Annotated in this window: 8 protein-coding genes and 3 pseudogenes; all 11 read left to right on the forward strand. The window is 71.3% G+C overall.

Translation table 11 applies throughout. The features are described from left to right. Positions 1–2,046 (forward strand): translation initiation factor IF-2 (infB, locus tag JM949_RS27420; protein WP_203151117.1); only part of this gene is annotated, 2,046 nt, incomplete at its 5' end. Positions 2,047–2,136: 90 nt separating this feature from the next. Continuing rightward, positions 2,137–2,433, forward strand: coding sequence for a DUF503 domain-containing protein (locus JM949_RS27425; protein WP_203151118.1), 297 nt, complete (start codon positions 2,137–2,139; stop codon positions 2,431–2,433). Between the two features lie 124 nt (positions 2,434–2,557). After that, positions 2,558–2,998, forward strand: a pseudogene (gene rbfA / locus JM949_RS27430) (30S ribosome-binding factor RbfA); the annotation flags it as partial. Between the two features lie 58 nt (positions 2,999–3,056). Beyond that, complete coding sequence (locus JM949_RS27435) at positions 3,057–4,112, forward strand: DHH family phosphoesterase (protein WP_309232354.1); 1,056 nt, start codon at positions 3,057–3,059, stop codon at positions 4,110–4,112. A gap of 104 nt (positions 4,113–4,216) precedes the next feature. After that, positions 4,217–4,624, forward strand: coding sequence for a hypothetical protein (locus tag JM949_RS27440; protein WP_203151120.1), 408 nt, complete (start codon positions 4,217–4,219; stop codon positions 4,622–4,624). Next, positions 4,624–4,833 carry a DUF6186 family protein gene (locus JM949_RS27445; RefSeq protein ID WP_203151123.1) on the forward strand — a complete coding sequence of 70 codons (210 nt, stop codon included), beginning with the start codon at positions 4,624–4,626 and terminating at the stop codon, positions 4,831–4,833. The genes JM949_RS27440 and JM949_RS27445 overlap by 1 nt, the downstream gene beginning before the upstream one ends. 800 nt (positions 4,834–5,633) lie before the next feature. Then, positions 5,634–6,956 (forward strand): MATE family efflux transporter, encoded by a 1,323-nt coding sequence (locus tag JM949_RS27455; RefSeq protein ID WP_203151121.1) that lies wholly within the window; start codon positions 5,634–5,636, stop codon positions 6,954–6,956. A gap of 107 nt (positions 6,957–7,063) precedes the next feature. Further along, a pseudogene (truB, locus tag JM949_RS27460) lies at positions 7,064–7,947 on the forward strand (tRNA pseudouridine(55) synthase TruB). Between the two features lie 56 nt (positions 7,948–8,003). Continuing rightward, the gene (locus tag JM949_RS27465; RefSeq protein ID WP_203151122.1) at positions 8,004–8,933 is read left to right on the forward strand and encodes a bifunctional riboflavin kinase/FAD synthetase; all 930 of its coding nucleotides are present in this window, start codon (positions 8,004–8,006) and stop codon (positions 8,931–8,933) included. 199 nt (positions 8,934–9,132) lie between these two features. Beyond that, complete coding sequence (rpsO, locus tag JM949_RS27470) at positions 9,133–9,402, forward strand: 30S ribosomal protein S15 (protein WP_030337594.1); 270 nt, start codon at positions 9,133–9,135, stop codon at positions 9,400–9,402. A 228-nt stretch (positions 9,403–9,630) separates the two neighbouring features. Beyond that, positions 9,631–11,828, forward strand: a pseudogene (locus JM949_RS27475) (polyribonucleotide nucleotidyltransferase); the annotation flags it as partial. Positions 11,829–11,888: the final 60 nt, after the last annotated feature.

The raw sequence follows: 11,888 nt of genomic DNA on the forward strand, positions 1-11,888 counted from the left end.
GGTGGCTACCGTGGCGGTCCCGGCGGCGGTGCGGGTGCTCCCGGTGGCGGTTTCCGTCCGGGTGGTCCGGCCGGTGGCGGCGGACGTCCGGGTGCCGGTGGTCGTGGCCGTGGCGGCGGTGCCGCGGGTGCCTTCGGGCGTCCGGGTGGCCGGCCGACGCGCGGTCGCAAGTCCAAGAAGCAGCGCAGACAGGAGTTCGACAACCTGTCGGCTCCGACCATGAGCTCGGGTGCTCCCCGAGGTCAGGGTCAGATCGTCCGGCTCTCCCGTGGCGCCTCGCTGTCCGACTTCGCCGACAAGATCAACGCCAACCCGGGTTCGCTGGTCCAGGAGATGTTCAACCTGGGCGAGATGGTCACCGCGACCCAGTCCTGTTCTGACGACACCCTGCACCTGCTGGGTGAGCACCTGGGCTTCGACATCCAGATCGTCAGCCCGGAGGACGAGGACCGCGAACTGCTCGCGCAGTTCAACATCGACCTCGACGCGGAGGTGGCCGAGGAGCGTCTGGTCAGCCGTGCGCCGGTGGTGACCGTCATGGGTCACGTCGACCACGGTAAGACCAAGCTGCTCGACGCGATCCGTAAGGCGAACGTCGTGGCGGGCGAGGCGGGTGGCATCACCCAGCACATCGGCGCCTACCAGGTCCACGTCCCGCACGAGGGCGAGGACCGGGCGGTCACCTTCATCGACACCCCGGGTCACGAGGCGTTCACCGCCATGCGTGCCCGTGGTGCCCAGGTCACGGACATCGTGATCCTGGTGGTCGCGGCCGACGACGGCGTGATGCCGCAGACCATCGAGGCGTTGAACCACGCCAAGGCGGCCGACGTGCCGATCGTGGTCGCGGTCAACAAGGTCGACAAGCCGGACGCCAACCCGGACAAGGTCCGCCAGCAGCTGACCGAGTACGGCCTGGTCGCCGAGGAGTACGGCGGCGAGACCATGTTCGTCAACGTGGCGGCCAAGCCGGGCATCGGCATCGAGGAGCTTCTCGAGGCGGTCCTGCTGACCGCCGACGCGTCGCTGGAGCTGACCGCTCCGATCGACGGGCCGGCGCAGGGTGTGGCCATCGAGGCGCACCTGGACAAGGGCCGCGGTGCGGTGGCGACGGTGCTCGTGCAGAAGGGCACCCTGCGGGCGGGCGACTCGATCGTCGCCGGTGGGGCGCACGGCCGGGTCCGGGCCATGCTCGACGAGAACGGCAACCAGCTCTCCGAGGCTGGTCCGGCGCGTCCGGTCATGGTTCTGGGTCTGACCGCGCCGCCCGGTGCGGGTGACACCTTCCTCGCCGCGGCGGACGACCGCACGGTGCGGCAGATCGCCGAGCAGCGGCAGGCACGGCGGCGGGCGGCGTCCTTCGCCAACTCCCGCGGTCGGGCCACCCTCGAGACGCTCATGGAGCAGCTCAAGGAGGGCGAGAAGACCTCGCTCAACCTCATCCTCAAGGGCGATGTCTCCGGTTCGGTGGAGGCCCTGGAGGACGCGCTGTTCAACCTCGACATCCCCGAGGAGGTCCAGCTCAAGGTCCTCGACCGGGGCGTCGGCGCGATCACCGAGAGCAACGTCATGCTCGCGAGCGCCTCGTCCGAGCCGGTCACGATCATCGGCTTCAACGTGCGGGCCTCGAACAAGGTCCGCGAGATGGCCGACCGCGAGGGCGTGGAGATCCGGTACTACACCGTCATCTACCAGGCCATCGAGGAGATCGAGGCAGCGCTCAAGGGCCTGCTCAAGCCGGAGTACGAGGAGGCCGAGCTGGGCACCGCGGAGATCCGCGACGTCTTCCGCTCGTCCAAGATCGGCAACATCTCCGGTTGCATCGTCCGGTCGGGCGTCATCCGACGCAACGCGAAGGCTCGACTGCTTCGGGACGGGGCGGTCGTGGCGGACAACCTCACGATCACCTCGCTCAAGCGGTTCAAGGACGACGCAACCGAGGTCCGCGAGGGCTTCGAGTGCGGTCTGACCCTGGGTGGTTACAACAACGTCCAGGTCGGCGACGTCATCGAGACCTTCGAGATGCGGGAGAAGGTTCGCGCCTGATCCGGCAGTGACACGCTGATCAAGGGGTTTACGCCGACCGGCGTAAACCCCTTGATCATGCGGGGCGGGTTGGCGGTATCGTCCGGAGCGATGTTCACCGGAACCGCGGTCTTCGACCTGCTGCTGCCGGGCGACTCCCGGTCGCTCAAAACCAAGAGATCATATGTACGGCCGATCGTGGCGGCGCTGCGCCGCTTCGAGGTCTCGGCCGCCGAGGTGGGTGCGCTCGACCTGCACGGTCGGGCGCAGCTGGCGGTGGCCGTGGTGGCCGCCGAGACGGCGCACGTCCGCGAGGTGCTCGACTCCTGTGAGCGCCTGGTGGCCGGTCGCCCCGAGGTCGAGCTGCTGTCGGTCCGCCGCCGGCTGTACGGCGTGGACGACGACTGACCACGGTGCCGGCTGTGCCGGGCGACCGGTACGGCCGCGAAGGTAGTGTTCGAGATGTTGGCCGGTCGACCGGCGGCCCCGGGCCGCCGATCGACCGGGAGCGGGACGCCGTGGAGGTGGCGAGATGTCTGATCCGGCCAAGGTACGCCGGCACGCGGAACGGGTGCGTGAGCTGGTCGCGTCGGTGGTGCGGAGCCAGATCAAGGACCCGCGGCTCGGGATGATCACCATCACCGACGCCCGGATCACCGCGGACCTGCGCGACGCGACGGTCTTCTACACGGTGCTCGGCGACACGGTGGCCCAGGCGGACACCGCGGCGGCGCTGGAGAGCGCCAAGGGCATGCTGCGCAGCACTGTGGGCAAGGCCCTCGGGCTGCGCCACTCACCGACCCTCACCTTCGTCCTCGACGACGTGCAGGACCAGGTCAAGCACATCGACGACCTGCTCGCCGCCGCCCGGAACGCGGACGCCGAGGTGCAGCGGCTCGCCGCCCAGGCGAAGTACGCGGGCGATGCCCAGCCGTACCGGGTGGAGGACGACGAGACGGACGAGGCCGACGAGACGGACGAGGCCGACGAGGCCACCGACGTCAAGGACCCCGCGCGGGTGGGGAAACGCGGTGACCAGCACCGCCAGCGCCCCACTCGCCGGGGCGACCGAGGCCGGCCCGGCCGAGAGGGACTGGGCGGCGGCCGAGGCGTTGCTGCGGGCCGTTCCGCCGACCGGCCGGGTGCTGCTCATCTGCCACATCAACCCGGACGGCGACGCGCTGGGCAGCATGCTCGGCTTCGGTCTGGGTCTGCGGCAGCTCGGCGTCCAGCACGTGCGGGCCACCTTCCCCGGTCCGCCGGAGGTGCCCGAGCCGTTCCGTGGGCTGCCCGGACTGGACCTGCTGGTTCCGGCGCACGCCACGGACCCGGCACCCGACCTGGTGATCTGCTTCGACGCGGCGAGCGAGTCGCGCCTCGGCGAGTTGGCCGGACGGCTGTCGACGGCGGGCGCGGCGTTGGTGCTCGATCACCATGCCTCCAACCCCGGCTTCGGCACCGTCAATCTGGTCGACCCGAGTGCGGCGGCGACATCGGTCGTGGCCGAGCGGCTGTTGACCCGGCTCGGGGTGGTGGTGGACGCGGCCATCGCCGAGTGCCTCTACGTGGCGCTCACCACGGATACCGGCTCGTTCCGGTTCGAGGCGACCACCCCGGCGGTGCACCAGCTGGCGGCCCGGTTGCTGGCGACCGGCATCTCGCCCGGTGACATCTCCCGGCGGGTCTTCGACACCCGGCCCTTCGGCGCGGTCCGGCTCTTCGGTGAGGTGCTCGGCCGGGCCCGGCTGGAGCCGGCCGCCGCCGGCGGCCGGGGGTTGGTGTGGACCTTCGCCACGCTCGACGACCTGGCTCGGCACGATCAGCGGCCGTACGTGTTGGAGGCGCTCATCGACTCGGTGCGCTGCACCGCCGAGGCGGATGTGGCCTGTGTGGTGAAACAGGGCACGGCCACCGAGTGGGCGGTGTCGATGCGCAGCAAGGGCGCCGTGGACGTCAGCCGGGTCGCTGTCGCGCTGGGCGGCGGCGGGCACCGGTTCGCGGCCGGGTTCACCGGTCGGGGCACCGTCGAGCAGGTGGTCGACTCGATCCGTGCTCAGCTGGACGCGGCGGTGATCCCCGGTCGCTGACTTTCGCCGTTCGTCGTTCGTCGATGGACCGGTCGCGAAGATCAGGGTCAGCTCCGGGGGGTGTTGGTCTTCCCGCGCTCCGTGAGACCGGGAAGAATTGCGGGATGGAGCAGCCGCACGACCTCACCGTGGAGGCCCCCCGCGCCTGGGATCGGCCCGCCGTCTCGGTCCCCGTCCTCGTCTGCCTGTCGCTCGTCGGTGGCCGGTTCGCGTCCTTCTCCACCGAGGCGAACTTGTTCACCCTCGGCACGGGTGGGGTGCTGATCTGGCTCGGTCTGAGCAATCGGGTGCCCCGTCGACCGGCGCCACACCGACTGGGTTCGGGCGCGGTCTGGTGGGCGGTGCCGGTGGTGGTCTTCGGGGTCTTCGAGGGCGCCACGTTCGTGCTTGCGGTCGGCGACGAATTCCCCACCTTCTCGCGGCTGGCCGATCCACTCCTGGAAGATCACCTGACTCGCTCGGCAGTCTGGTTCGCCTGGCTGGCTGCCTTCTGGGGGCTGGTGCGGCGATGATGCGGGCCCTCGCGATCGGCGGTTTCCTCACCGCCCTGGCCCTCTTCGCGGTCGTCGAGTGGATGGCCCGGCGGGAGGGTTCGCGGATCCCCACCCTGGGCGAGGTCTGCGCGTACGTGATGCGCTACGAGGTCGGCCCGGTTCCGGTGGGCCGGATCGGTCTGTTCGGGTTCTGGTGGTGGCTGGGCTGGCATTTCCTGGCCCGCTGAGCCGGGTTGTCGACTGTCCAGATGGCGGGAACCGTAAGCAGCATGTGGACCTGAACGATAGCTTGGGAGATGGCCGGCGCCGGATAGCGGCGCAGGTCACGGGCGGTGGTGCCACACCCCGTGCCGCCTCCCTCCAGGGTCGGACCGACCCGGGCTCACGCTGCCCAGTCGGCTGCTCCGGTAACCCCGGACCGCCGTGGGGCGCTCAGCACGACCGCCCGTGAGGGCCGCCGCATGTCGGCGGCTCGCACCCTGGAAGGAGCGCCACCATGTCCAAGAAGCCCAAGCCCGAGACCACTGACGACGCCCGCGAGCAGGCTCGCCGCGCGCTGCAGACGTCGATGGACACCCGTCAGTGATCCGACCCGTCCGGCGGTAATCCCTCCTGCGGACACGGTCGGGAAGGGTCGGGCGCCTCCTGGTGCGCCTTTGAAGCTGAATCGTCTGCGACATCGCGACCTGTCTCGTCCGCGCGCTCCGACCTGCTTTGTCTGCGCTGTCACGACGTGATTCGTCTGCGACGTCACGACGTGCTTCGTCTGCGACGTCACGACGTGCTTCGTCTGCGACGTCACGACCTGATTTGTCTGCGACGTCCAGACATGCTTCGTCTACGACGTCACGACGTGATTCGTCTACGACATCAGCTCGAAAGCCTCTGACCAGAGGCCCGCGCTCCGACTGCCTGCCGGCAGGTGCTGCCGCGGGGGACCGCGATGAGCCGGACCGCCAGCGACCGACCGAGGTAAGCGGTCGGCGGGATTGCGATCCTTACTGCGCTCGTGCCAGGATCGGCGGCGATGAGCCAGACCGCCACCACCGACCGGGCCGCCTCGCCGCGCCGGATCGCCAGCCTCGCCCTGCCGGCCCTCGTGGTGCTCGCCGCCGAGCCGCTCTACGTGCTCGTCGACACGGCCGTGGTCGGTCACCTCGGCCGGGTGCCGCTGGCCGCGCTCGCCGTGGGCGGCACGGTGATGACGTTGACCGCATGGGTCGGCACCGTGGTCGCGTACGGCACCACCGGGCGCGCTGCCCGCCGCTTCGGAGCGGGAGACCGGGCCGCCGCGGTGGCCGAGGGCGTCCAGTCCTCCTGGTTGGCGTTCGGTGTCGGTCTGCTGATCGCGATCGGCATGCAGTTCGGCGGAGCCGCGCTCGCGCGTACCCTCGCCGGCGGTGGTGGCGACGTGGCCGACGCCGCGGCACACTGGCTGCGGCTCGCGGCCCTCGGTGCCCCCGGCCTGCTGCTCGCCGCGGCCGGCAACGGCTGGCTGCGCGGCGTGCAGGACACTCGCCGTCCGCTGTACTTCGTGCTCGGCCCCAACCTGCTCTCCGCGCTGCTCTGCCCGCTGCTGGTCTACCCCGCCAAGCTGGGCCTGATCGGCTCGGCGGTCGCCAACGTCGTCGCGCAGACCCTCTGCGGGGCGCTCTTCGCCGCGGCCCTGGTCGCCGAACGGGTGTCGCTGCGACCCCGGCCCCGCGTGATCCGCCAGCAGTTGGTGCTCAGCCGGGACCTGCTGATCCGAGGTATCGCCTTCCAGGCCAGCTTCCTCTCCGCCACCGCCGTCGCCGCCCGCTTCGGCGCCGCCGCTGTCGGTGCCCACCAGATCGCCCTGCAACTCTGGTTCTTCACCGCGCTGGTGCTCGACGCGCTGGCCATCGCCGCCCAGTCGCTGGTGGGCGCCGCGCTCGGTGCCGGCGACGACGCGGGCGCGCGGGCGCTCGCCCGCCGGATCGGGCTGCTCGGTGGCGTCTGCGGCGTCGGCTTCGCGTTGCTCATCGCCGCTGGCGCCGGCGTGGTGCCGTCCTGGTTCAGCTCCGATCCGGGGGTACGCGAGCAGGCCATGACCGCGTGGCCGTGGTTCGTCGTCATGCTGCCGCTGGCCGGGGTGGTGTTCGCCCTCGACGGTGTGCTGATCGGCGCGGGCGACGTGCGTTACCTGCGCAACCTCACCATCGTGGCGGCGCTCGGCGGGTTCCTGCCCGCCATCTGGCTGGCGTACGCCCTCGACCTCGGGCTGGGCGGCATCTGGGCCGGGCTCACCCTGTTCGTGGTGATCCGGCTGGTCGCCCTGCTGCTGCGCCTGCGCAACGGCAGGTGGGCGGTGGTCGGGGCCGTCCGCTGACCCGGTAGTGGTCTCCGTCGGTCAGCCCCGCGTGCTCCGGTGGTGGGCAGCACGCGAGCGCCGCCCACGCGGCTGCCCGTGCGAGCCGTCTGGCAGGCTTGGCCGACGTGAGCACCGATGGTCTGATCGTGGTCGACAAGCCCGGCGGCATGACGTCGCACGACGTGGTGGCCCGGGTCCGCCGGCTGGCCAAGACCCGACGGGTCGGGCACGGCGGCACCCTCGACCCGATGGCGACCGGCGTACTGGTGATCGGTGTGGGTCGGGCCACCCGGCTGCTGACCTACGTCATCGGCGCGAGCAAGAGCTACGCCGGCACCATCCGGCTCGGTCAGGCCACCGTCACCGACGACGCCGAGGGCGACGTGATCGCCACCACTCCGGTCGGCCTGGTGACCGACGACGGGATCCGCTCGGCGCTGGCGGCCCTGAGCGGCGAGGTCGACCAGGTGCCGAGCGCGGTCAGCGCCATCAAGATCAACGGACAGCGGGCGTACAAGCGGGTCCGTGACGGGGAGAGCGTCGAACTGCCGGCGCGGCGGGTCACCATCTCCCGGTTGGAGGTGCTGGCGATCCGCCGCACCGAGCCGGACGTGATCGACGTGGACGTGGACGTGACCTGCTCCTCCGGCACGTACATCCGGGCCATCGCCCGGGACGCCGGCCTGGCGCTCGGCGTCGGCGGGCACCTGACGGCGCTGCGGCGTACCGCGGTGGGCGGTTTCACCCTCAGCGAGGCGGCCACGCTCGACGAGCTGGAGGAGCGCGCCCCGAACGTGGTGAACCTGCCGATGGACGCGGCCGCGGAGCGGTTCTTCCCGCGCCGGGAGGCCACCCCCGACGAGGCCCGGCTGCTCGCCCACGGCGGGCCGCTGGAACCGGCCGGCCTCACCGGGCCGTACGCCGTGTTCGGGCCGGCAGGCGGCTTGATCGCTATCGTCAGCGAGCGGGACGGGCGGGCCGCGCGGAGATCGTGCTCGCCCCGGCCTGACGGCGGGGCGCAGGTCCGCCGGCCCCCGGCCGGCGGGACAGCAGGGGAGGAACGGCATGCAGCGGTGGCGGGGGTACGACGCGGCGCCCGGCGGGTGGGGGCGCTCGGTCGTCACCATCGGCGTCTTCGACGGCGTGCACAAGGGGCACCAGGCGACCATCGGGCACACCGTGGCCCGAGCCCGGGAGCTGGGCGTGCAGTCGGTGGTGGTCACCTTCGACCCGCACCCGGCCGAGGTGGTCCGCCCCGGTTCGCACCCGGCGGTGCTCACCGAGCCGGCCCGCAAGGCGGAGCTGATCGAGGCGCTGGGCGTGGACGTGCTCTGCGTGGTGCCGTTCACCCCGGAGTTCTCCCGGGTGCCGGCCGAGCAGTTCGTGCACGACGTGCTGGTCGAACATCTGCACGCGGCGCTGGTGGTGGTCGGCGGCAACTTCCGCTTCGGGCACCGGGCCGCCGGCGACGTGGCGTTGCTGGAACGGCTGGGTCAGACGTTCGGCTTCGGCGTGGAGGGCGCCCCGCTGGTCGCCGAGGCCGGCACCGTCTTCTCCTCCACGTACATCCGGTCCTGCGTCGACGCGGGCGACGTGGGCGCGGCGGCCGCCGCGCTGGGCCGCCCACACCGGGTGGAGGGCGTCGTGGTCCGCGGCGACCAGCGGGGCCGGGAACTCGGCTTCCCCACCGCCAACCTGCTCTGCCACCGGTACGCGGCGGTGCCCGCCGACGGGGTGTACGCGGCCCGGCTGATCCGCCGAGGCCAGCACGAGCCGCTGCTGGCGGCCGTCTCCGTCGGCACCAACCCGACCTTCTCCGGCCGGGAGCGACGGGTCGAGGCGTACGCGCTGGACTTCTCCGGCGACCTGTACGGCGAGCGGCTGGCCCTGGACTTCGTGGCGCACCTGCGCGGTCAGATCCGGTACGACTCGATCGAGCCGTTGATCGCCCAGATGAACCAGGACGTCGAACGCACCCGGCGCGTACTGGCCTGATCGTGGTGGGGTGACGGGCCGCCACCGAGGCCCTTCGCCGGGTGTTACCGGCGAGTGCTGGTAGTCTTGCCGGGACGTCGGGTGACCGGCGTGGGGCCTCGCGTGCCTGCTCGACGCCGCGGGTGCGAGGTACCGGTCCGTTTCCGGTCCACCGGGACGACGGACACCCATTTGATCAACCCATCGAAACAGGGAGAACATGGCGCTCGATCAGGAAGCCAAGGCCAGCATCCGCGCGGAGTACGCGACCGCCGAGGGCGACACCGGTTCGCCGGAGGTCCAGGTCGCGGTCCTCACCAAGCGGATCGCCGAGCTGACCGAGCACCTGAAGGTGCACAAGCACGACCACCACAGCCGCCGTGGGCTGCTGCTGCTGGTCGGCCGGCGCCGTCGGTTGCTCAACTACGTCCAGAAGAAGGACATTGCCCGCTACCGGTCGCTCATCGAGCGGCTCGGTCTGCGCCGGTGACGTGACGGGGGAGTGGCCGGACGGCCGCTCCCCCGTACCGCGTCCCACCTGAAAGAAACACGGGCCGCGCGACCACCCGAGAGGGAGCCGGTCAGCGTACCGGTCTCCGGTAGTGGCCCCCGGGAAGTCCGGCATCATGCCGGCCACCCGGGCGCTTCGATCGAAGACCGGCCGGCTGAGCAGCTCCCCGATGTCGTGGGCCCACGACGCGAAGGAGCACGACAGCACATGACCGAGACCAAACTCGGCACCGAATCCCGCACCGCCGTGATCGACAACGGGTCCTTCGGCACCCGCGAGATCACCTTCTCCACCGGTCGGCTGGCCCGCCAGGCCGCCGGTTCCGTCATCGCCCAGCTGGGCGAGACGGTCGTCCTCTCCGCCACCACCGCCGGTAAGCACCCGAAGGAGCAGTTCGACTTCTTCCCGCTGACCGTCGACGTCGAGGAGCGGATGTACGCCGCGGGCCGCATCCCCGGCTCGTTCTTCCGCCGTGAGGGTCGGCCCAGCGAGGACGCGATCCTCACCTGCCGGCTGATCGACCGGCCGCTGCGCCCGTCCTTCGTCAAGGGCCTGCGCAACGAGGTCCAGGTCGTCGAGACCATCCTGGCGCTCGACCCGCAGCACCCGTACGACGTCGTGGCGATCAACGCCGCCTCGATGTCGACCAAGCTCTCCGGCCTGCCGTTCTCCGGCCCGATCGGGGCGACCCGGGTCGCCCACATCGACGGCCAGTGGGTCGCCTTCCCGACCCTGGAGGAGCTGGCCCGCGCCACCTTCGACATGGTCGTGGCCGGCCGCACGCTCGAAGACGGCGACGTCGCGATCATGATGGTCGAGGCCGAGGCCACCCCGAACGCCGTCGCCCTGATCTCGGCCGGTGCCACCGCCCCGACCGAGGAGGTCGTCGCCAGCGGCCTGGAGGCCGCCAAGCCGGCGATCCGTGAGCTGTGCCGCGCGCAGAGCGAGCTGGCCGAGGTCGCCGCCAAGCCGGTCACCGAGTTCCCGGTCTTCCTGGACTACCAGGACGACGTCTACGACGCGGTCGCCGAGCTGGCCCGCGCCGACGTGGCCGAGGCGATCACCATCGCCGGCAAGGCCGACCGCGAGGAGGCCCTGGACCGGGTCAAGGCCCGGGTCGCCGAGGAGCTGGGCGCTCGGTTCGAGGGCCGGGAGAAGGAGCTCAGCGCTGCCTTCCGGTCGCTGACCAAGTCCGAGGTGCGCAACCGCGTGCTGCGCGAGCAGGTCCGCATGGACGGGCGTGGCCCGCGGGACATCCGGGCGCTGACCGCCGAGGTCGGCGTGCTGCCCCGGGTGCACGGTTCGGCGCTGTTCGAGCGGGGCGAGACCCAGATCCTGGGCGTCACCACGCTGAACATGCTCCGGATGGAGCAGATGGTGGACACGCTCTCCCCGGAGAACCGCAAGCGCTACATGCACAACTACAACTTCCCGCCGTACTCGACCGGTGAGACCGGCCGGGTCGGCTCGCCGAAGCGTCGCGAGATCGGCCACGGCGCGCTCGCCGAGCGCGCGCTGATCCCGGTGCTGCCGTCGCGCGAGGAGTTCCCGTACGCCATCCGGCAGGTGTCCGAGGCGCTCGGCTCCAACGGCTCCACCTCGATGGGTTCGGTCTGCGCCTCGACGCTGGGCCTGCTCTCCGCGGGTGTCCCGCTGAAGGCGCCGGTCGCCGGCATCGCGATGGGGCTCATCTCCGACGAGGTGGACGGCAAGACCCAGTACGTGACGCTGACCGACATCCTCGGTGCCGAGGACGCGTTCGGTGACATGGACTTCAAGGTCGCCGGCACGCCGGAGTTCGTCACCGCGCTCCAGCTCGACACCAAGCTCAACGGCATTCCGTCGGACGTGCTGGCCGCCGCGTTGCAGCAGGCCAACGAGGCCCGGCAGGTCATCCTCGGCGTGATGAAGGCGGCGATCGAGGCTCCGGCCGAGATGTCGGACTACGCGCCGCGGGTCACCACCGTCAAGATCCCGGTCGACAAGATCGGCATGGTGATCGGCCCGAAGGGGCAGACCATCAACGCGATCCAGGACGAGACCGGTGCCGAGATCTCCATCGAGGACGACGGCACGATCTACGTCGGCGCCACCAACGGCCCGTCGGCCCAAGCGGCCGTCGACCGGATCAACGGCATCGCCAACCCGACCCTGCCGAAGCAGGGCGAGCGGTTCCTCGGCACGGTGGTCAAGACCGCCGCGTTCGGTGCGTTCATCTCGCTGCTGCCGGGCCGGGACGGCCTGCTGCACATCTCCAAGGTGGGCGACGGCAAGCGGGTCGAGCGCGTCGAGGACTTCCTCAACGTCGGCGACCGGGTCGAGGTCGAAATCGCGGACATCGACGCCCGCGGCAAGATCTACCTGGACAAGGTCCGCCCGGAGGCGCCGAGGCGCCGGCCGCCGGTGAGTCGCGCTCCAGTTCGCTGATCTCGACGTCGGTCGGCGGTTGGTAGCCCTTGCCGCGC

The organism is Micromonospora tarensis, from assembly GCF_016803395.1.
Classification (GTDB): Bacteria; Actinomycetota; Actinomycetes; order Mycobacteriales; family Micromonosporaceae; genus Micromonospora; species Micromonospora tarensis.

Coding starts and splice junctions, on each gene's coding strand:
- JM949_RS27425 (WP_203151118.1), top strand. CDS start 2,137: ATGTTCACCGGAACCGCGGTCTTCGACCTGCTGCTGCCGGGCGACTCC.
- JM949_RS27440 (WP_203151120.1), top strand. CDS start 4,217: ATGGAGCAGCCGCACGACCTCACCGTGGAGGCCCCCCGCGCCTGGGAT.
- JM949_RS27445 (WP_203151123.1), top strand. CDS start 4,624: ATGCGGGCCCTCGCGATCGGCGGTTTCCTCACCGCCCTGGCCCTCTTC.
- JM949_RS27455 (WP_203151121.1), top strand. CDS start 5,634: ATGAGCCAGACCGCCACCACCGACCGGGCCGCCTCGCCGCGCCGGATC.
- JM949_RS27465 (WP_203151122.1), top strand. CDS start 8,004: ATGCAGCGGTGGCGGGGGTACGACGCGGCGCCCGGCGGGTGGGGGCGC.
- rpsO (WP_030337594.1), top strand. CDS start 9,133: ATGGCGCTCGATCAGGAAGCCAAGGCCAGCATCCGCGCGGAGTACGCG.